The following is a 20,165-nucleotide window of genomic DNA, read 5'->3' as shown; positions in this document are numbered from 1 at the left end:
ACAGTTCACCCCGAAACTGTAACCCCTCAACCCTTGAAGTAGACGATCTGGTGCGTGGTGGCCAGCAGTACACCATCCCGGGTCCATACCTTTGCGCTCTGGTCGAAGTAGCCGCCGGAGAAGCGGTTGGCGTGGGCGGTGGCCAAGACGAAGTCGCCTCCCACGGCGTCAAGCTGGCGCTGATCGGCGAGGAAATAGGTGGTCAACGAGATCGTGCCCGCCGGCACAACACCGCGGCGCAAGTAGACCCTGGGGTAGAAGACGTCGCAGAGCGCCGTGAGCCCCGGATAGTCGACGGGGCGTTGCGCTTTGTCGCGCACCCACAGGGTGGTCGTCGACGATGGGCTGGGTTGCGCGCCGGCGCGGGGCATCGGGCCTTCGACGAACCGCATGTCATAGAGCTGTGCCCAGCGAATGACGTCAGCCATGCCCCCGGGAGCGACCTCTTCCGGCGGTGGCGCGCCCGGTGGGCGGGCTTCGGTGTCGGCCCAGGTCTCGCGGGCCGTCGCGAACACCGCCGTCGCCGTGGCCTTGGCCTCGCCGTCCTGGCGAAGCTCGACGTTCCAGTGCTGATTGGTGCGGTTTGTGCGCACGACCCGAAGCGACAGGTCGAAGTCGCCGTCGACCACCGGTGCGGCGTAGTTGACGGTCAACGCCAACGGTTCTCCGATGCGGTCGGGGTGGGTGTCGATCGCCCGCACGATGGCGGCCGCGGTGATTCCGCCGAACGGGCCCACCATGTTGGCCCACTCCGGATGGGTCGCGCCCCGCCTGAGGTCGGCATCGATCACGTCGAGGGTTAGCGCACTGTCAAAAGGGTGTGTGCCGGTCACGCCGATTCCTTGATCGCCATAGCATCGGGCAGTGGTCGCACACCGATGCGAGTCGTCGGCAGACTACTTCCCGACGGGCCTGACCGCCGGATTGGGGTCAAGGCTGGGGCCGCCGGTCGCGTCGTTATGACGCCAAAACGTGAGGAGGCGCTCATCGCATGAGCATTCCGGACCGTCAGCGCGCAGTGGTGATGCCGGGGCCCGGCGCGCCCCTCGAGACCGTGGACAGGCCCGTCGACGAACCCGGTCCGGGCCAGGCACTGGTCAGGGTCCGCGCGTCGAGCCTGAACTTTCACGACAACGTCAACCTCATGGGGCTACTCCCGGGCCCGTGGCCGCGCGTGCCGATGAGCGACGGCGCCGGAGAGGTGGTGGCGGTCGGACCCGGGGTGGACGGACTTCAACTGGGGGACCGCGTCATGGGCGCGTTTCACCCCGGTTGGCCGGACGGGCCGCCCACGCCGGAGGCCAAACGGGAGCTGCCCGGCGACAGCGAGGACGGGTGGTTGCAGCAGTACCGGGTCGCCGACGCCTCGGGCCTGGTTCGCACGCCCGAGCACCTCAGCGATATCGAAGCGGCCACCCTGCCGTGCGCCGGTGTGACGGCCTGGAGCGCCCTGACGGAAGCCCACATCGGCGACGGCGACGTCGTGGTGACCGAGGGAACCGGCGGGGTATCGCTGTTCACCGTGCAGCTGGCCCGCGCGCTGGGCGCCACGGTGATCTTGACGTCGTCGTCCGACGACAAGCTGAAAATCGGATCGGATTTGGGCGCAACGCATCTCATCAACTACCGGGCGACCCCGGCCTGGGAGACCGAGGTGAAGCGGCTGACGGGCGGCAAGGGCGCCGACCTGGTCGTCGATCTGGGCGGCCCCGCCACACTGGCGCAGTCGGTGCACTCGGCGCGACCTGGCGGCACCATCACCGTGGTCGGCGTACTCAGCGGCTTCGACACGGCACCCATCTCGGTGGCGGAAGTGATGCTCAACAACCTGCGGATCATCGGGATCACGGTGGGCAGCGTGCGCGCACACCGGGACCTGTGCGATTTAATATCGGCGACCGGGATCAAGCCCCACATCAGCCACGTCTTCGACTGGGGGAAATTGGACGAGGCAGTGGCCGTGCTGCGTGCCGGCGAGCACGTCGGCAAGATCGCGATAACCATCCCCTGACGCAACCATCGGGAAGGCAACGACGACCATGACGGACTCTCCCTCGCAGCTCATCGACGCCAGGATCAAGGAACTGGGCGATTGGCGCGGCGAAATGCTCTCGCGCATCAGGGAATTGATCAAACAGGCCGACCCGGACGTGGTCGAGGAGTGGAAGTGGAGGGGCGTGCCGGTCTGGTACCACGACGGGATGATCTGCACCGGCGAGACGTACAAGAGCGCGGTCAAGGTGACGTTCGCCAAGGGCGCCTCGCTCGACGACCCGTCGGGCCTCTTCAACTCCAGCCTCGACGGCAACACGAGGCGAGCCATCGATTTCCACGAGGGCGACAAGGTCGACGAGGACGCGTTCCAGGCGCTCGTTCGCGCCGCGGTGAGGCTGAACGCGTCCTAGTGTCCCGGCCTGTACACCCGCAGGGCGGTGCTGTACAGTCGCCCAGCACAAGGTCAAGGAGGCCATCGGCGATGAGGCACAGGCGAATTCGGTGAGCCCGGAGTCGGTCGAGGAGTTCCGCGGCCGGGCCAGGGCCTGGCTGGCCGAGAATCTGCCGCGGCTGGATTCCGCCGACGCCATGGTCCTCGAGCGCGACGAACTTGCGTCGTGGCGGCGCGCCCGCGAACTGCAACGCAAGTTGTACGACGGCGGGTTCGCCGGGATCTGCTTTCCCCGCGAGTATGGCGGCCTCGGGCTGGGCTACGAGTACAAGAAGGCGTTCGACGCCGAGGCGGCGGCCTACGAGACGCCCTTGCTGCTCAACGTCCCGTCGTTCGCGATTTGCTGCGCGACGATCCTGGACATGGGCACCGAGGACCAGAAGCGCACCCACATCGGTGCGGCGCTGCGCGGCGACGAAGTGCTCGTCCAGCTGCTCTCCGAACCCAGCGGCGGTTCGGACCTCGCGGGCGTCATCACCCGCGCCGACCGCCGCGACGGGCGTTGGGTCATCAACGGCGCCAAGACGTGGAGCACCTGGGCGTTCGCCGCCGACTACGGCCTGTGCCTGGCCCGAACCGACTGGGACGCACCCAAACACAACGGCCTCACGATGTTCCTGCTGCCGCTTCGACACCCCGGGGTGACGATCAACCGCATCCGTCAGGTCAACGGATCGGTCGAGTTCTGCGAGGAGTTTTTCGACGACGTGGACGTCGGCGACGACGCCGTCGTCGGAGAACCGGGCAAAGGGTGGGACGTCGCGTCACGACAGCTCTACCACGAGCGCCGCACCATGGGCGACGGCTCGGAGTACACCAGCGGACCCGGAATCGCTGAGGCCGAGGACATTTCGATCGACCTGATGGCATTGGTCGACGGCATCGAGCAAGGGGAGAGCGAACGCGTCCGCGAGATGGTCGGCCGCGTCCTGGTCCACCGGGCGGTACACGGGCAACTCAGCGAGCACGTCTACCACGCCGTCGTCGACGGATCCCTGCCGCCCGCCGCGGGATCGATCATCCGGCTCGACATGGCCGAGGTGCACGACGTCGAGAACGACACCGCCCTCGCGATCGCCGGGTCGGCGGGAGTGGTCGAGGACGGCGCGGGCCTGCTCGGCATCGGCACGCGATACCTGGGCCGTCAGATCGCCAGCATCGGGGGCGGCACGACGGAGATGTCGCGCAACGTGATCGGCGAACGGGTCCTGAACTTTCCGCGCGAGTACGCCGCCGACCGCGGTGTCCCGTTCAACCAGGTGCGCCGAGGCAAAGCCGCAAAGGGGAACCACCAGTGAGCGACCGACTTCGCGACATCCGAGAGCTGGCCGACGACACCGCCGCCTACCGCGACGAGTTGTTCCGGCGCTGGACCGGGCTGCTCAGCTACCGCTACATCGGCCGCAACCACTCGGCGATGAACGTCGGCGAGACCGACGACACCGTCACCATCCGCCGCGACATGCGCAACGAGGCCGGTGGACTGATGGTGGCGCCGCTGGCGATCTCCTCCCCGGAGGGATGCCAGACCGACATGGTCGCGGTGCCCAACCCGGTCATCGCGTCAGTGCAGATCATCGACCCCGGCTACGACGTCACGCGGATCGAGATCGTCGGGTCCGGCATCGTGCACCAGGGCCGGACCATGGGTTACGGGCGGTGCAAGATCGTCGACGCCGACAACCCCGACCGGGTGATCGCCTTCAACGAGGGGCAGGGGGCCGTCATCGGCGTGCCGCCGGAAGGCCTTGACAAGATGGATGTTTCGGGCACCGAGCTGGTGATCGAGGACTCGCCCGATCTGCCTCCGCTGTGGCAGGCCTTCGGTGCCAGCAAGCGCGACGACGGCCACTGGGTGCTGCCCGCGCTGAGCGCCGAGCTCGCGTCGCCGGATGCCGCACTGCACATCGGGCCGCAACACGTCGTCCTCGAGACCGCGGCGACCGACCTGGCCGCCGCGATCGCCGGCATCAGGAAGGTTCAGGTCGTCAGCTGGCACGTGATGTTCATGTCACGCGGGAAGGTGGGCCCGTTCCGCGTGGAGGGCACGGCGCACGCCGGTTCAGGAGGCGGGCCCGGACGCATCGGTGTGCGCATGCTCCTGCACGACGAAGGAAACGCGGACAAGGCCATCACGTCCGCCGCGGCGATCTTCGAGACTGTGACCCCCCGCGGGATTTAATTCAGCCGGAATTAACGGCCAACGGCCGGTAAAGCTTTCCTCCGCGACGGCCGCGGCGTGCCTCGGCCCTTGACGCACGTGACCTGGCAGGCAATGATCGTTGCCATTGGCAATCATCGACGTTAGACACGGTGAATGTTAGAAATAGTCCGATGTGTGATTTTGGCGGTTTGGGTCAATCCCGAACCAGTGTCGAGCCTTGAAAGTAATGGGGGAACGATGAAGCAGCACGGAATGCTTAGCAAGATTTCTGCGTGCGCGTTCGGCGTGCTGGCGGCGGTCATGCTGATGCCGGCCACCGTCGCGCGCGCAGACCAGACCGACGAGGACTTCACGAATTACCTGCAGGCGCATGGCGTCGACCTTGGTGGCCCGGCAATGGACGTGAAGGCGGCCCAGGTCATGTGCAAAGACCTCAATGCCGGGTACAGCCAAAAGGATGAGATCGACCAGCTGACGGGCGCGCACCGGTTGAGCCAGTCACAAGCGGAGATGTTCGTCGGTGCGGCCACCGCGGACTACTGCCCCGGAAAGCACCCGGCTAGCAAGCCAAGCAAGTAAGGGCCCTCGGCGAAGTCCTGGTCATACGATTGCGCGCATATGTATGGTGCAAGCGACGCACCGATACGACAGGAGACGCGCAGTGGCAGAACGGTTGGCGGGAAAGGTCGCGCTCGTCAGTGGCGGCGCGCGGGGGATGGGCGCATCGCATGTGCGCACCCTGGTGGCCGAGGGCGCCAAGGTGGTGTTCGGCGACATCCTGGACGACGAGGGCAAGGCCGTCGCGGCCGAGCTCGGTGACGCCGTTCGCTACGTGCACCTGGACGTCACCAAGCCCGAACACTGGGAAGCCGCGGTGGCCACCGCCGTGACCGAGTTCGGCGGGGTCGACGTGCTGGTGAACAACGCCGGCATCCTCAACATCGGCACCATCGAGGACTACGAACTCTCCGAGTGGCACAAGATCCTCGACGTCAACCTGACCGGGGTCTTCCTCGGCATCCGCGCCGTGGCCAAACCGATGAAAGACGCGGGACGGGGATCGATCATCAACATCTCGTCCATCGAGGGGATGGCCGGGACCATCGCGTGCCACGGGTACACCGCAACCAAATTCGCGGTGCGGGGCCTGACGAAGTCGACTGCGCTGGAGTTGGGCCCGAGCGGCATCCGGGTGAACTCGATCCATCCCGGGCTGATCAAGACGCCGATGACCGAGTGGGTCCCCGAAGACATCTTCCACACCGCGCTGGGCAGGATCGCCCAGCCGAAAGAGGTCTCCAACCTCGTCGTCTATTTGGCCAGCGACGAGTCCAGTTATTCGACCGGCTCCGAGTTCGTCGTGGACGGCGGCACCACCGCCGGCCTTGCGCACAAGGACTTCTCGGCGGTCGACGCCAGCCAGCAGCCCGAGTGGGTGACGTAGCGCGTTAGCCACGTCGAAACTGGCGCAGCGGTCCTAGACCGTCGCCAGGGATTCGGCCTTCTTGTCCGGTGTGGGCCAGGGTGAAGGGATCGGCCGTTGCCGCACGCGCTGCGGCCACCAGAACCACTTGCCCAACAGCGCCGCGATCGACGGTGTCATCAGCGACCGCACGATCAACGTGTCGAACAACAGCCCCAGGCCGATGGTGGTGCCGACCTGGCCGATGACCGTGAGCTCACTGACGGCCATCGTCATCATCGTGAAGGCGAACACCAGCCCCGCCGAGGTGACCACGGATCCGGTTCCGCCCATTGCCCGGATGATGCCGGTGTTCAGCCCGGCGTGGATCTCCTCCTTGAAGCGGGACACCAGTAGCAGGTTGTAGTCGGCGCCGACGGCCAGCAGGATGATGACCGACATCGCCAGGACCATCCAGTGCAGTTCGATGCCGATCAGGTGTTGCCAGATGAGCACGGACAGGCCGAAGGACGCCCCCAGGGAGATCAAGACGGTGCCGACGATCACGGCCGAGCCGACGACGCTGCGCGTGATGATCAGCATGATGATGAAAATCAGGCACAGCGAGGCGATTCCGGCGATCAGCAGGTCGTAGTTGCTTCCGTCCTGCATGTCCTTGTAGGTTGCCGCGGTGCCGCCGAGGTAGATCTTGGAGCCCTCCAGCGGCGTGCCCTTCAGCGATTCGTAAGCGGCCTTCTTGATCGCGTCGATGTGCGAGATGCCCTCTGGCGTCATCGGATCGCCGTCGTGGCTGATGATGAACCGCACGGCGTGGCCGTCGGGCGAAAGGAAGTTCTTCATGCCCTTCTTGAATTCGGCGTTGTTGAACGTTTCCGGGGGCAGGTAGAACGAGTCGTCGTTCTTGGACGCGTCGAACGCCTTGCCCATCGCGTTCGAGTTCTTCTGAGCCTCGTTCTGCTGATCCTGCAGGCCCTTCTGGGTCGAATACATGGTCAGCATGGTCGTTTTCATCGCCCGCATGTTCTCGATCATGGAGGGCATCAGCGCCACCATCTGGGGCATCAGGGTGTCGAGATGATCCATGATGGGCAGCAGGCTCTCGATGTCGTCGGTCATCGTGTCGATGCCGTCGAGGGCGTCGAACACGGACCGGAGCGACCAGCACACCGGGATGTCGTAGCAGTGCTTTTCCCAGTAGAAGTAGCTGCGGATCGGCCGGAAGAAATCCTCGAAATCGGCCATGTGCTGGCGCAATTCGTCGATGTCAATGGTCATCTCGTGCATCTTCTTGACCATCAGATGCATGTCGTTGGCCATCTGCGCGGTGATGCTCTGCATCTTTTCCATGCTGTCGATGGTGGTCTGCATCATGTCGGCCTGGTGCAGCATGTCGGCCATCTGGTCCGCTTGGTACTTCTGATTCATCTGCTGGGTGACGCCCTGCATGCTGATCTGGAACGGGATCGAGGTGTGCTCGATCGGCGTGCCCTGCGGACGCGTAATCGCCTGCACACGAGAGATTCCGGGCACCCGGAAGATCGCCTTGGCGACCTTGTCGATGACCAGGAAGTCGGCGGAATTGCGCAGATCGTGGTCGCTTTCGATCATCAGGAGCTCGGGATTCATCCGCGCGTTCGAGAAGTGCCGGTCCGCGGCCGCGTAACCGGCGTTCGCCGGCAGGTCGGCGGGCAGGTACTTGCGGTCGTTGTAGTTGGTTCGGTATCCGGGCAGCGTCAGCAGGCCGACGAGCGCGATCGCGATCGTCACGATCAGCACGGGGCCGGGCCACCGGACGACGACGGCGCCGACCTTGCGCCAGCCGCGGGTCCGCTGCGCCCGCTTGGGCTCGAGCGTCTGGCGGAATCGCGCTGCCACCGAGATCACCGCGGGGCCAAGGGTCAACGCGGCCGCGACCACGACCACCATGCCGATGGCCAATGGGATGCCCAGCGTCTGGAAGTACGGCAGGTTGGTGAAGTGCAGGCAGAACGTCGCGCCCGCGATGGTCAGGCCCGACCCGAGCACCACGTGTGCGGTGCCGCCAAACATGGTGTAGTAGGCGTCTTCTCGCGATTCACCGACCGACCGGGCTTCCTGATATCGCCCGATCAGGAAGATCGCATAGTCGGTCGCGGCCGCGATCGCCAGCGTCACCAACAGGTTGGTGGCGAAGGTGGAGAGCCCGATGATGTTGTAGTAGCCGAGGAAGGCCACCATGCCGCGCGCGGCGGACAGTTCGAGCACGACCATCACCAACGTCAGCAGAACCGTGATGATGGACCGGTAGACCAACAGCAGCATCGCGATGATCACGATGAACGTGACGGTGGTGATCACCTGCAGGCTGCGGTCACCGGCGATGTGCTGATCGGCTTGCACGGCGGCGGGTCCGGTGACGTAGGCCTTGACCCCGTTCGGCGCGGGGATGCTTTTGACGATGCTTTGCACGGCCTCGACGGACTCGTTGGCCAGGGCCTCGCCCTGGTTGCCGGCGAGGTAGACCTGGACGTAGGCGGCCTTGCCGTCGTTGCTCTGGACACCGGCGCCGCTCAGTGGATCGCTCCACATGTCCTGGACGTGCTCGACGTGTTTGGTGTCGGCATCGAGCTTTTTGACCATCTGGTCGTAGTAGGCGTGGGCGTCGGCGCCTAACGGATTTTGGCCCTCCAGCACGATCATGACGGAGCTGTTGGACTTGTATTCGCGGAAGACGTCACCCATGTGTTTCGTCGCGATGACCGATTGCGCGTCGTCCGGGCTCATCGAGACCGAGCGCAGCTTCCCGACCTCGTCCAGCTGCGGAACGATCGTGTTGAGCACCGCGATGATCGCGATCCAGCCCAGGATGATGGGAACGGCGAACGTTCGGATGATTCGCGGGATCGCCGGGCGCACGGCGTGTCTGGTGATCGGGAGGGTGTCGGTCGGGTGTTCAGCGCTTGCGCTCATGCGGATTTCACCAAGCAAAAGGTCAGGGCGTGCACGCCGTCGGTTATCTTCTCGTCCTTCACTTCGTCGTCGATCGTGATGCGACAACCGAGGCGGTCACCGTCGCTTTGTGCCGAGAGGTTGGGGAAGACCGACGGGGCGGTCGTGCTCAGGACCAGGGTCCAGGGCAGTGGCGCGTCGTCGATCCGTTTCGGGTCGGCGGACAGATCCAGGTAGTTGACGTTGGCGTGACTGGCCGAACCGAAGATCTCGTACTTGACGACCTTGGGCTTGAACGGCTTGGAATCCTCCTGCCGCGGGCTCACCATGGTGGCGTTCTCGGCGGCGAAGAATGACTTGACCCGCACCACGGCGAAGCCGCCGATCACCACCACCGCCACGATCAACAGCGGCAACCACGCGTTGCGCACGACCCTGGATAGCTGCACCTGTGTGGATTCCTCTCCTGGTCAACCGATGGTGCCGCGTCGCCCGCTAGGTGGTCGCCGCATTACGTTGCGCCACAACGCAGTTCAAGAGCAGCCGTGATCCGCCCGGTTTGGGCCGTCGGCCCCTGGGAAATCTGCCCCTGCATCGCCGAACCCCCGCCTGACGCCACCAAAGCATAATACATCGCCTGCATAATTTGCAGACCGTGCAAACAAAGGTGATCTAGGTAACTATTCGACGGTCACGTCGCGAAGATGCTGTTGACCAGCTCGGCAGCGCTTTCGACGTACGGCATCGGCGTGTCGTCTGAATCCTTCGGCTCGCCACTGGCCCAGCGTTCGATGCCCGAACGCACGGCCGTCAGCGCCAGCGCGGCGATCAACGCGGGTATCTCGTCGTCCGGGCGCATCACCTGCCGGCGGGCGACGATGTCGGTCAGCTGGTTCTGGAACCGCTCCAGCTCGGCCAGGAACGCGGCCATGACTGCGGGGCTGGTCTTGGCAAGCTCGAGCATGCCGACCGCCTGTTCGCGTCGCGGGGGCACGTCGCGCAGATGGTGCGCCGCCAGCGTGATCAGTTCCGCCAGGACCACCCGATACGAGGCGGGTCCGGCCGCGACGAAATCTTCGGCCAGCTCGGCGGGTATGTCGGAGGGGCCGTAGGCGATCGCGGATTCCTTGGTGGGGAAGTAGTTGAAGAACGTCCGCGTGGAGATTCCCGCCTCGACGCAGATCTCCTCGATGGTCACCTTGTCGAAACCGCGGTTGGTGGTCAGGCGCACGGCGGCGTCGCGGATGTCCGCGCTCGTCTGGCGGCGACGCCGCTCGCGCAGACCCATCGGGTGGCAATTGCCCATGACACTCATAGTTGCACGATACGCAAACTTTGCACCCGGATCGCCGCGGACGACGCCCGTCACGAAGTCCGGGAGGCGAGGGCTTCACGCAGGTGAGCGCACTGACTGGCGAAGAATTTCACCGAAATCGGCGCTTTGTCCGCGATCTGGTCGAACGCATGAAACGCGCCCGGAACGATCTCTTCGTGCACGGGCACGCCTGCCTCCCGCAGGCGCCGCGCGTAGTCCACGCACTCCCGATAGAACAGGTCCAGCGTCCCGACGCCGATCCAGGCCGGCGGCAGGCCCGACAGATCTTCCCGACGCGCGGGCGCCGCCTCTCGAGGATCCACGCCGTTGAGGTACCACCGCCACGCCAGCTGGTTGTCGGTTTCGGTCCACATCAGGCGCTTCTGGCCGTCGTGATCGGCGCCGGTGCGGTCGTCGAGCATCGGGTAGACCAGCATCTGGAACGCGACGTTGACGTCGCCGCGATCGTGCGCCCGCTGTGCCACCGCGGCCGCGAAATGTCCACCGGCACTGGCCCCGCCGACCGCGACGCGGTCCGGATCGACCCACGGTTGGTGCGCCAGCCACCGCAGCGCCGCGTAGCAGTCCTCGACCGGGATCGGATAGGGGTGCTCCGGCGCCAGCCGGTGTTCCACCGCGGCCACCGCGACACCGGTGAGATGCGACAGCTTGCGCAGAAACTTGTCGTCCTGGGCGGCGTGTCCCATGATCGTGCCGCCGCCGTGGATCCACAGCATCGCCGCCGCCGGGTGGCTACGGCTGACGGGTAGGTGCAGGCGAACCGTGACGTGCTCGTCGACCGCGGCCACCGGGACGCTCCGCAACCGCCCCGCGTTGCCCATCAGGTTCATCACCGCGCGCTGGACCCGGTAGCCGCGGTGCAGGGCGTATCCGCGCGGCAAGAAGTGGGCCGCCTTGCGCAGTCCGGGATCCAACGCGTGCCGCGACGTGAAGGCGTTGCCGGCGTGTGTGTTTGCCATCGCGTGCCCTCCGCTCCGGTGCGCCGACCATACACGACGCCGATATCGTCCATCGTCATCAACTGATTGGCCCGCGCGCCGAGAGGGTAAACGGGGTCGTGGCTTCGACCATGACCAAGGTCATCAACGTTCTGGACCCGCGCACCGGCGACCAAGTGACGCAAATTCCCATCACGGAGCCGTCGGACTGCGACGACGCCGTCGGGCGCGCGGCGGATGCCGCGACCGACTGGGCGCGCACCGCGCCCGCCAACCGCGCCGAGGCGATCGCGGCGGCCGCCGCCGACGTCCGCGGCGCCATAGACGAACTCGCCGAACTGAACGAGCGCGAAACGGGAAAACTGCGCGACGACGCCCGGGGCGGCGTGCAGGCCGGAGTGGCCACGCTGTTGCAGTATGCCCAACTCGGCCCGTTGCATCGCGGGCGCAGCCTGCAGGGCGAATGGTCGGCGACCGATCTGATGGTTGCGCAGCCGCTTGGTGTTGTCGCGGTGTTGACGCCGTGGAACGATCCCGTCGCGGCGGCCGCCGGTCTGCTCGGCGCGGCGCTCGTCACCGGAAACACCGTGGTCCACAAGCCCAGCGAGCGTTGCCCGCGGACCGGCCGGCGGTTCGCTGAGCTGTTGGCCACCCGGTTGCCCGACGGCGTGCTGGAAATCGTCGACGGCGACGAAACCGTCGGTGCGCGATTGCCCGAATCGGAACGCGTCGACATGGTCGCGCACGTCGGCCGCAGCGCGACCGGCCGGGAGATCGCCCGGGCATGCGTGGAACGCGGCGCCAAGGCGCTGCTGCAGAACGGCGGAAACGACGCGCTCATCGTCGACGCGGACGTCGACCCCCGGTGGGCGGCCGGCCAGGCCGCGCTCGGTGCCTTCGCCAACGCCGGTCAGATCTGCGTGTCGGTGGAAAGGGTCTACGTCGTCCAGCCGATCGCCGAGGCGTTCGTCGATGCGTTGGTCGACGAGGCCCTGTCGTGGGCCGATCGGATCGGGCCGTTGGTCGACGAGCGCCACCGCGAGTACGTGCACGCCCACGTCGAGGACGCGGTGCGGTGCGGTGCCCACCTTCTGGCGGGCGGCGAACCGCGGCCGGGGCCGGGTTCGTTCTATCCGCCGACGGTGCTGACGGACTGCACGACCGACATGCTGGTGCTGCGCGAGGAAACGTTCGGTCCGATCGCGCCGGTGCGAATGGTGCCGGACTTCGCCGCCGCACTGGCCGAGGCCGCCGACGACCGCTTTGGCCTGGCCGCCACGGTGCTGACCGGCGACATGGCGCACGCGCAGGAGGCGTGGCGCAGCCTCCCGGTGGGAACCGTCAAGATCAACAACGTGTTCGGCGGTGCCCCCGGGGCCGGCGGCACCGGGTTCGGCTTCGGTCCCGAGCTTCTCGACGAGATGACCACCGTGAAGGTGGTGCACTGGTCGCCGCTCTGATCCGCCACGAGAGTACAACTGCCGACGCCTGCACTCGAGAAGGGTTTCGCTAGTTGCGTTTTCGCGGCCCGAGTTGGTTCCGCTCTAGGTCGAGCAGGACGCGCTTGGCGGCCGGGCCGCCGCGGTAGGCGCCCACGGTACCGTCGGAACGGATCACCCGGTGACACGGCACGAAGATGGGGATCGGGTTGGTCGCGCACGCGGTGCCGACGGCGCGTACGGCCTTGGGGGAGCCGGACAGCCGGGCCAGGGCGGCGTAGCTCGCGGTGACGCCGTAGCCGACGTCGGCGTTGAGGTGTTCCAGCACGGTGCGCCGAAAACCCTGCGAAAGCGACCAATCCAGCGCGACGTCAAAGCTGTGACGGCGGCCGGTGAAGTATTCGTCGAGCTGTTGCACCATCGGATCCAGCCGCGGGCGCGATTCGAGCACACGCGGGCTGATGCGCTCCGAGAGGTTCTGCAGCACGCTGTCGCGGTCTTCGTTGGCGAACGCCACCCGCAGCAGTCCCAGGGGGGTGGCCGCCAACAGCAGTGGCCCGACGGCGGAGTCCACCGTGCGGTAGGCGATGTCGAGCAGATCGCCGGCCTGGGCGTCTCTTTCCAGGCGATCGTGTAGGCGCCGCAGCCGATCGCCGTCGACCGGGTAGTGTTCGGTGAGATCTGTTGTGGTCATTGGTGATTCCTTGTCGTATCGATGAGGGGATAGGTGCGGCGGAGGGTGGCGATGCCGTCGGCGGCGGCCCGGCGGGCGGCGTCGACGCTGCTGTCGAGAATCACCGCGATCTCGGCGTAGGGCAGGCCGGCCAGATAGTGGTAGGCGACGGCCTGGCGCTGCTTGGGTGGCAGCGCGCCCACCGCGGCGTCCAGGTCGAGATCGCGTGCGTCGGCCCGCTCGCGAGCGGGGGAGTCGGGGGGATCGGCGACGGGGTCGGCCCGCCGCGCGGCCCCGCGCACGATGTCGATGGCTTTCCGGTGTGCGATGGTTACCAGCCATGCTTCGACGTTTGCGTCGGCCGGCAGCTGCGGGTAGGCCTTCAACGCGGCCAGGAACGTGTCCGACCACGCGTCGTCGGCATCGACGTGGCCGATCACCGCGCGAACGACCCGCCACACCGTGGCGCCGTGTCGAGCCACGACCGCCTCGAAAGGCTGTTTGACGTGCCGATCGACAGTCATCCTGGCGCCGTTTCCTTCGTGACAATCCGCGACTCTCATTGTGAAGACGTCGGCGCGGCGCCGAATGTGAGCCCCAGCTGCACATCGCAAGGTGCGATCTCACGCCTTGGAGGCGCTGGTCGTCTACCGGGAAAGGAGGTTGAACGATGCACACACGACACGCGGTGATCGACAGCCCGCTTGGTGAGCTGACACTGGTCGCCGACGGCGACACGCTCACAGGCGTGTTTTTCCCGCATCATTGGCACCCGCCAACCGCTGACTCTCTGGGTCGGTGCGTGGAGCCGGTTTCCGATGACCTTTTCCGGGACGCCGCCGAGCAGCTGAACGAGTACTTCAACGCCGAGCGCACGCAGTTCGACGTCGCGATCGACCTGGGCGGCGAGCCGCGCCAGCGGCGAGTCTGGGATCTGTTGCCCGGCGTCGGCTACGGCGAGACCACCACCTACGGCGAGCTGGCCGCGACGCTGGCCGACGGCTACACGGCCTATGAAGTGGGTCAGGCGGCGGGGCGCAATCCGCTGAGCATCATCGTCCCGTGCCATCGCGTCGTCGGAAAGGATGGGGCGCTAACGGGTTACGCTGGCGGTTTGAAGCGCAAACGATTCCTGCTAGACCTGGAGACGCCGGTGCCCGCGGCGGCCGGCAGATTGTTCTGATGCCGTCGAAGTGGGATCGGAGGGTGAACGCCGCGGACTGGGACGCGGTCACGGCCGATGTGAACGATGTTGGCGGCGCACTGCTTCCCCGGCTGCTCACTCCCGGGGAGTGCGCGGCGATGCTTGATCTATACCCCGACGACAGCCTCTTTCGCGCCACCGTCGATATGGGACGCCACCGGTATGGGGAAGGCGAGTACCGCTATTTCAAACGGCCCTACCCGAGCCCCATCGACGAGCTGAAGCAGGCGATTTACCCCCGGTTATTGCCGATCGCCCGCGACTGGTGGACGAAGCTGAAACGCGACCCGCCCTGGCCCGAGACGCTCGACGAATGGCTGGACATGTGCCACCGCGCCGGCCAGACCAAACCCACCGCGTTGCTGCTCAAATACGGCCCGGGCGACTGGAACGCGCTGCATCGAGACCTGTACGGGGACCTCGTGTTTCCGCTGCAGGTCGTCATCAACCTCAACGAGCCGGGTGTGGCGCACACCGGCGGCGAATTCCTGCTCGTCGAGCAGCGGCCCTGAGCCCAGTCGCGCGGAACCGCCACCACACTGCCGCACGGGCACGGCTACATCTTCACCACCAGGGAGCGGCCCGTCCGCTCGACGCGGGGATGGTCGGCCGCACCCGTGCGACACGGGGTGTCGGTGGTCCGCACCGGTCACCGTTGCACGCTCGGGTTGATCTTCCACGACGCCGCCTGACCGCGTGCGGCACGATGGCGGGCATGGACCTTTACGACGTCATGCGCTCGACGCCCGCCGTGCGGGAATACACCGACGACCCGCTTCCCGACGACGTGCTGGCACGGATTCTCGACAACGCGCGCTTCGCGCCCTCCGGCGGCAATCGGCAGGGCGTGCGCGTCATCGTGGTGCGAGCCAAGGACACCCGGGCGGCACTGGCCGACCTCGGACTTCCCGCAGCGCGCCGGTACACCGCGCAACTCGCCAACGGTGAGACGCCGTGGAACCCGTTGCAGCCGACCGCCGTCGACACGTCGACGATCGAGGCGACGGCGCCGCCCGCGCAGATGTCGGCCCCGCTTCGGGACGCTCCGGTGGTGCTCGTGATCTGTCTGGACCTCGCCGTCGTTGCCGCCACCGATCAGAACCTCGATCGCATCGGCGTGGTGCCCGGAGCCTCGGTCTACCCGTTCGTGTGGAACGTGCTGCTGGCCGCGCGCAACGAGGGCTACGGCGGCGTGTTGACCACGATGGCCGTCGCCGAGGAGCCGCGCGTCAAAGAGCTTCTCGGCGTGCCGGACTCATACGCCATCGCCGCGGTGGTCCCGCTGGGTAAACCGGTTCGCCGGGTGATGAAGCTGCGGCGACGGCCGGTACCGGAGTTCGCCACCCGCGAGCGCTTCGGCGGGGAACCATTCACCAGTTAGGTCGACCACGACTCACCGGATCTGTTGCGCCCCATACCAGACGCCATCGGGGGCCCCCACCGCGCCGGCCCGTTCGCGAGCCGCCGCCAGTTCCGGCGACGTTGCGAAATGGCGCGCCGCGTCCGCGTCGTGCATGTCCATGACAACGATGACGGTGTCGGCGCCGTCGGCGTCGACGTACGTACCGGTCACCACCAAGCCGTGCTCGCGGCGCACCGTGTCCAGCTCCGGATCGCGGAACACAGTGTTCCACTGCTCTACGCTGGTGACTCGCTGTTTGACGAGCATAATTCCGGTCATGATGAATCCTCCTGACTATGCGTGTCGTTCAGTTTGCGGTCTTGTGAGCGGTTAGCACCCAGGCGTGGCTTGCTTCGTCGGTGCGTGGATCGAATGCCGGCGGGACGGGGCGGCCGTATTCGGCGGCAACCCGTGCGATGTCACGGATTTCGGCGCGCCAGCCGCGTCGATCCAACCAGGCACCCAGATCGCCGGACGGGCCGCCCTTCCACATCGAGACGAGGTCGGGTGAGATCGCCGCTCGCGCGGTGCGGAGCAGTGGGGAATCCTCGTTGTGATCCAACGCCATGGTGCTTCCCCTAGCGGAGCACGAGGTGATCCGATCGAGGAACGCATCGGCCGCATCGGCTTCGAGGGCGTAGAGGATGCCCTCGGCGAGCCAGGCCGTGCGCTTCCCGGGGTCGAAGCCCGCCTCGATCAGCCGTGCCGGCCAATCCGTTCGCAAATCCACTGCGACTTCGACACGGTGACAGCGCGGCTGTGCGCGGAGGTCTTGCAGCACAGCGGACTTGAAGACCAGCACCTCGGACTGATCGGCCTCGTAGACCTCGGTGCCGGCCGGCCATGTCAGACGGAACGCCCGGCTATCCATGCCGCACGCGAGCAGGACGACCTGGGTGGCACCGGCGCGGGCGGCCTCGAGCAACGCCTGATCGAAGAACCTGGTGCGCGCGGCGACTTGCTCGGCCATCAGCTGGAAGAAATTCCGGGCCGCACCCTCGCTGTTCCAGACGGACCCCTGCCGATCGGCGTGGTCAACGAACGCGCGGGCATACGGATCGTCGAATAACCGGTCGGTGCGCGCGCTTTCGCGGGCACGCAGCATCGCCACGCCAATAGAAGTCGCCCCGATGCCGGTTGGGGCCGAATGCGTTTGCGCTTGCTCGGTCATAGAATCCCACTCCTGACGCAATTGTCTACAATTGTAGACATAACCGAGTCTAGACCGGCGGGGTGCCGTATGTCTACAGTTGTAGATAAATTTCGGACGGAGGCACGATGAAGCCCACGGTCGACCACGACGGCCCGGATGCGAACCCGCCGCGGCGAAACGCCGCTGCCACCCAGGCGCGCCTGCTGGCGGCGGCACGAGAACAGTTCCTGCGCCACGGGTATCGGGCAACGTCGCTGCGATCGATCGCGGCCCAGGCCGGTGTCGACGTGATGCTCATCAAGCGGTATTTCGGTTCGAAGGAGCAGCTTTTCGCCGAAGCCACCGATGTCTCCGACAACGTTGACGCGGTGCGGCGTGCGGCCGACGATGTGGTGGCCGCCGCCCTGATCGAACGCGTGCTGCGCGCTCGCCGTGACGTCGACGCCCCGTTGTTCGCGCTGCTGCGCTCCAGCGGCGACCCCGCCGTCGTCGCGCGCCTCAACGAACAGCTCGAAACCGGGCTCACGCGCAACCTTTCCCGCAGAATCAAGTCGAACGAGCCACGACTTCGTGCTGACATGGTCGTCGCCCTGCTCCTCGGAATCGGCGTGCTGCGGGCACTCCTCGACAAGGAGCCGATCGCCACCGCCGACGACCGCGCCATCGCCGCAATCTTCACGGAAGCGTTTGAGGCACTGACGAAACTGCCCCAAACGGCCACGCGAGGGGAGTGGCATACGGATTGCTAGGCGGCCCTTAAGCCGCGGCGATTTGGTCGATACCCTCAGCCGGCGGGTGCGATGTCGACCGGGATGCCGTTGAGCACAGCGGTGCCCGACAGCGCGTCCAGATGAGTGCCGTCGTTGAGTTGATTGACGTTGACACCCGGGTGGCTGGCCGCGAGCTCCTGACCGGTGCCGCCGCGATCGTGGCCCCATCCGTGAGGCAGCGAGACCACACCGCGCCGCATACCGTCGGTCATCTCGACCGGGGCCAGGAGCTCGCCGCCAGGCCCCTTGATGACGGCCATGTCGGTGAGCCCGAGATCGGCGGCGTCGGCGGGGTGGATCTGCAAAGTGCAGCGGTTGGTGCCGCCGGATAGCGCGGGCACGTTGTGCATCCAGCTGTTATTGGAGCGCAGATGGCGCCTGCCGATCAGCATGAACCGGTCTTCTACCCGGCCGACGGAGTCACGCAGTCGCCCCACGTCGGCGACCAGCGGCTCGGGCGCGAGTTCGACTCGCCCCGTTGGTGTCCGGAGCACCCCGGGCAGCCGAGGCTGCAGCGGCCCCAGGTCGATGCCGTGCGGCGCGGCCTTGAGCCGCTGCAGGGTGAGGCCGTCGGGGTTGGCGCCGAACGCGTCGCCGTAGGGCCCAACCCGAAGCATCATGTCCAGGCGTCGTTCATAACCGGCGCCCCGGACAAGCAGAGCGGTCAATTCGTAAACCGCGCGGCCGGCGACTGGTGAGTCGGGGTCGGCGGTCTCCTTGGCCAACGTCATCGCAATCACCTGATCGTCAACCAGGCTGACATCGCCGTCCCATCCCAGCCCGTACAAGATCAACGCGATGCGCGCCAGGATCTCCGGCTCGCCGGGCCGTGCGTCCAGCGGCAGAGCGGGCGGCGAGTAGCGCACGTTGTTGCGGACCGCGAGGTTGTTGAGCGCGAAGTCGTAGTGTGCGCCCTGTGCGGGCGGGGGCGGCGGCAGGATGACGTCGGCGTGACGGGTGGTCTCGTTGAGGTAGGGGTCGATGCTGAGCATGAAGCCGAGGCCGTCGAGAGCGCGGTCGAGCCGATCGCCGTCCGGGGCCGACAGCACCGGGTTGCCGGCGATCGTGATCATCGCCTTGATCTGACCCTCGCCTGGCGTTTCGATCTCCTCGGCGAGCGCGGCGGCGGGAAATTCGGACAGGGCTTCGGGGTAGCCCGAGACTCGGCTGTGCCAGCGTCCGGTCTTAAATCCTCGGCCCGGCTTGGCGGGACGGGGAGCGGCGGCCGTCGCGCCGAGCGGGAACATCACCCCGCCCGGCCGGTCGAGGTTTCCGGTCAGGACGTTGATCACGTCGATCAACCAGCTGGCGACCGTGCCGAATTCCACTGTGGAGGTACCGATTCGGCCATACACGGCGGCCGTGGGTGCCGCCGCGATCTCGCACGCCAAGGTGCGGATCTCCTCGGCCGACACGCCGCAGTGAAGAGCGACGGCCTCCGGTGAGAATTCATCGGCCAGCATGCGGACCTCGTCGACACCGTTGACGTGCTCAGCGATTCCTCCAAGGTCCGGTTCGACGAGGCCCTTTTCGAACAGCACGTGCACGATGGCGAACAATAATGCGGCGTCGGTGCCGGGCCGCGGTGCGAGGTGGCGGTCAGCCAGGTCGGCCGTGCGCGTGCGGGCCGGATCGATGACGACGAGCTTGCCGCCGCGTTTGCGCAACGCCCGCAGCTTTCCGGGGAAGTCGGCGGCGGTGGTCACACTGCCGTTGGACACCAAGGGATTTGCGCCGATGATGACCAGATAGTCGGTACGGTCGAGATCCGGCACCGTGAATGCCACAGGGCTGCCGAACATCAGGCCGAGCGCGACGTGCTTCGGCATCTGGTCGAGTGTGCTCGCGCTGTAGATCTGCCGGGTGCCCAGCGCACGGATGACCAGCGGCGCGTAAAGGCTGCCCGCGACGGTGTGCGCGTTGGGATTGCCGAAGTACACGCCGACGGACGAGCCGCCATGCTCGCGGATCACCTCGCCCAGGCGCTCCGCGACGACGGCATACGCCTCGTCCCAGGTGGCCTCGGTCAGTACGCCGTCGCGCCGGATTAGGGGCTTGGTCAACCGGTCTGGGTCGTTGTCGAGTTCGCCGAAGCTCGCGCCCTTCGGGCAGATGAAACCCGCGCTGAAGACGTCATCGCGATCGCCGCGGGCGGCGGTCACCCGGCCCTCGGAGATCGTCAGCGTCAGGCCGCAGGTGGCCTCGCAGAAGGGACAGATCCTCAGGGCGGTCCGGGTATCAGCCATCCCCGCATTTTCCACCGGCGGTACCGGCACGTAAACCTTGGGT

General features: G+C 66.7%; 20 protein-coding genes and 1 pseudogene. 11 read left to right on the top strand and 10 right to left on the bottom strand.

Annotated elements, in window-relative coordinates; genetic code table 11:
- Positions 1–26: 26 nt before the first annotated feature.
- Positions 27–833 carry an acyl-CoA thioesterase gene (locus AC5Y5E_RS26275; protein ID WP_499906227.1) on the bottom strand — a complete coding sequence of 269 codons (807 nt, stop codon included), beginning with the start codon at positions 831–833 and terminating at the stop codon, positions 27–29.
- Positions 834–991: 158 nt separating this feature from the next.
- Between AC5Y5E_RS26275 and AC5Y5E_RS26270 the strand changes: the two genes are divergently transcribed.
- The 6 genes from AC5Y5E_RS26270 (at position 992) to AC5Y5E_RS26245 (ending at position 6,054) form a co-directional block, all read left to right on the top strand.
- Complete coding sequence (locus tag AC5Y5E_RS26270) at positions 992–2,011, top strand: zinc-dependent alcohol dehydrogenase family protein (RefSeq protein WP_499906225.1); 1,020 nt, start codon at positions 992–994, stop codon at positions 2,009–2,011.
- Positions 2,012–2,039: 28 nt separating this feature from the next.
- The gene (locus tag AC5Y5E_RS26265) at positions 2,040–2,405 is read left to right on the top strand and encodes a DUF1801 domain-containing protein (protein ID WP_499906223.1); all 366 of its coding nucleotides are present in this window, start codon (positions 2,040–2,042) and stop codon (positions 2,403–2,405) included.
- Positions 2,406–2,496: 91 nt separating this feature from the next.
- Complete coding sequence (locus AC5Y5E_RS26260; protein WP_499906221.1) at positions 2,497–3,744, top strand: acyl-CoA dehydrogenase family protein; 1,248 nt, start codon at positions 2,497–2,499, stop codon at positions 3,742–3,744.
- Positions 3,741–4,628 carry a hypothetical protein gene (locus AC5Y5E_RS26255; protein WP_499906219.1) on the top strand — a complete coding sequence of 296 codons (888 nt, stop codon included), beginning with the start codon at positions 3,741–3,743 and terminating at the stop codon, positions 4,626–4,628. Before AC5Y5E_RS26260 ends, AC5Y5E_RS26255 begins: the two co-directional genes overlap by 4 nt.
- Positions 4,629–4,784: 156 nt before the next feature.
- On the top strand, positions 4,785–5,189 hold the full coding sequence (locus tag AC5Y5E_RS26250) for a DUF732 domain-containing protein (RefSeq protein ID WP_499906217.1): 405 nt from the start codon (positions 4,785–4,787) through the stop codon (positions 5,187–5,189).
- An 82-nt stretch (positions 5,190–5,271) separates the two neighbouring features.
- Entirely contained in the window at positions 5,272–6,054 is a 783-nt protein-coding gene (locus tag AC5Y5E_RS26245) for an SDR family oxidoreductase (protein ID WP_499906215.1), read from the top strand.
- A 33-nt stretch (positions 6,055–6,087) separates the two neighbouring features.
- On the opposite strand, the gene AC5Y5E_RS26240 is transcribed toward AC5Y5E_RS26245, so the two are convergent.
- From AC5Y5E_RS26240 to AC5Y5E_RS26225, 4 genes are all read right to left on the bottom strand, one after another.
- Positions 6,088–8,982, bottom strand: a complete 2,895-nt coding sequence (locus tag AC5Y5E_RS26240) for an MMPL/RND family transporter (RefSeq protein ID WP_499906213.1) — start codon at positions 8,980–8,982, stop codon at positions 6,088–6,090.
- Positions 8,979–9,410 (bottom strand): MmpS family transport accessory protein, encoded by a 432-nt coding sequence (locus tag AC5Y5E_RS26235; RefSeq protein WP_499906211.1) that lies wholly within the window; start codon positions 9,408–9,410, stop codon positions 8,979–8,981. The genes AC5Y5E_RS26240 and AC5Y5E_RS26235 overlap by 4 nt, the downstream gene beginning before the upstream one ends.
- A gap of 242 nt (positions 9,411–9,652) precedes the next feature.
- Positions 9,653–10,267 (bottom strand): TetR family transcriptional regulator, encoded by a 615-nt coding sequence (locus AC5Y5E_RS26230; protein WP_499906415.1) that lies wholly within the window; start codon positions 10,265–10,267, stop codon positions 9,653–9,655.
- Positions 10,268–10,326: 59 nt separating this feature from the next.
- Complete coding sequence (locus tag AC5Y5E_RS26225; protein ID WP_499906209.1) at positions 10,327–11,256, bottom strand: alpha/beta hydrolase; 930 nt, start codon at positions 11,254–11,256, stop codon at positions 10,327–10,329.
- 110 nt (positions 11,257–11,366) lie between these two features.
- On the opposite strand from AC5Y5E_RS26225, the gene AC5Y5E_RS26220 reads away from it, so the two are divergent.
- Positions 11,367–12,695, top strand: a complete 1,329-nt coding sequence (locus tag AC5Y5E_RS26220; protein WP_499906413.1) for an aldehyde dehydrogenase family protein — start codon at positions 11,367–11,369, stop codon at positions 12,693–12,695.
- 49 nt (positions 12,696–12,744) lie between these two features.
- On the opposite strand, the gene AC5Y5E_RS26215 is transcribed toward AC5Y5E_RS26220, so the two are convergent.
- Positions 12,745–13,368 carry a methylated-DNA--[protein]-cysteine S-methyltransferase gene (locus tag AC5Y5E_RS26215; protein ID WP_499906207.1) on the bottom strand — a complete coding sequence of 208 codons (624 nt, stop codon included), beginning with the start codon at positions 13,366–13,368 and terminating at the stop codon, positions 12,745–12,747.
- Positions 13,365–13,871 carry an RNA polymerase sigma factor gene (locus AC5Y5E_RS26210; protein ID WP_499906205.1) on the bottom strand — a complete coding sequence of 169 codons (507 nt, stop codon included), beginning with the start codon at positions 13,869–13,871 and terminating at the stop codon, positions 13,365–13,367. The genes AC5Y5E_RS26215 and AC5Y5E_RS26210 overlap by 4 nt, the downstream gene beginning before the upstream one ends.
- A 146-nt stretch (positions 13,872–14,017) precedes the next feature.
- Here AC5Y5E_RS26210 and AC5Y5E_RS26205 point away from each other — a divergent pair, with 146 nt between their 5' ends.
- The 3 genes and pseudogenes from AC5Y5E_RS26205 (at position 14,018) to AC5Y5E_RS26195 (ending at position 15,932) form a co-directional block, all read left to right on the top strand.
- Entirely contained in the window at positions 14,018–14,530 is a 513-nt protein-coding gene (locus tag AC5Y5E_RS26205) for a methylated-DNA--[protein]-cysteine S-methyltransferase (RefSeq protein ID WP_499906203.1), read from the top strand.
- Positions 14,530–15,243 (top strand): annotated as a pseudogene (locus tag AC5Y5E_RS26200) (2OG-Fe(II) oxygenase). The gene AC5Y5E_RS26205 and the pseudogene AC5Y5E_RS26200 overlap by 1 nt, the downstream one beginning before the upstream one ends.
- 23 nt (positions 15,244–15,266) lie before the next feature.
- Positions 15,267–15,932: a nitroreductase family protein gene (locus tag AC5Y5E_RS26195; protein WP_499906201.1), complete on the top strand. Its 666-nt coding sequence runs from the start codon at positions 15,267–15,269 to the stop codon at positions 15,930–15,932.
- Between the two features lie 12 nt (positions 15,933–15,944).
- Here the strand turns inward: AC5Y5E_RS26195 and AC5Y5E_RS26190 are convergent, their stop codons facing one another.
- Positions 15,945–16,232: a hypothetical protein gene (locus AC5Y5E_RS26190; protein WP_499906200.1), complete on the bottom strand. Its 288-nt coding sequence runs from the start codon at positions 16,230–16,232 to the stop codon at positions 15,945–15,947.
- A gap of 28 nt (positions 16,233–16,260) precedes the next feature.
- Positions 16,261–17,124: an SAM-dependent methyltransferase gene (locus AC5Y5E_RS26185; RefSeq protein ID WP_499906198.1), complete on the bottom strand. Its 864-nt coding sequence runs from the start codon at positions 17,122–17,124 to the stop codon at positions 16,261–16,263.
- Between the two features lie 107 nt (positions 17,125–17,231).
- Here AC5Y5E_RS26185 and AC5Y5E_RS26180 point away from each other — a divergent pair, with 107 nt between their 5' ends.
- On the top strand, positions 17,232–17,855 hold the full coding sequence (locus tag AC5Y5E_RS26180) for a TetR/AcrR family transcriptional regulator (RefSeq protein WP_499906196.1): 624 nt from the start codon (positions 17,232–17,234) through the stop codon (positions 17,853–17,855).
- Positions 17,856–17,890: 35 nt separating this feature from the next.
- Here the strand turns inward: AC5Y5E_RS26180 and AC5Y5E_RS26175 are convergent, their stop codons facing one another.
- Positions 17,891–20,122: a molybdopterin-dependent oxidoreductase gene (locus AC5Y5E_RS26175; protein ID WP_499906194.1), complete on the bottom strand. Its 2,232-nt coding sequence runs from the start codon at positions 20,120–20,122 to the stop codon at positions 17,891–17,893.
- Between the last annotated feature and the right edge of the window lie 43 nt (positions 20,123–20,165).

Source organism: Mycobacterium sp. NGS54, assembly GCF_059812465.1.
Note: the sequence above shows the minus strand (reverse complement) of the source record. Positions and strands in the feature narration are given on the sequence as shown.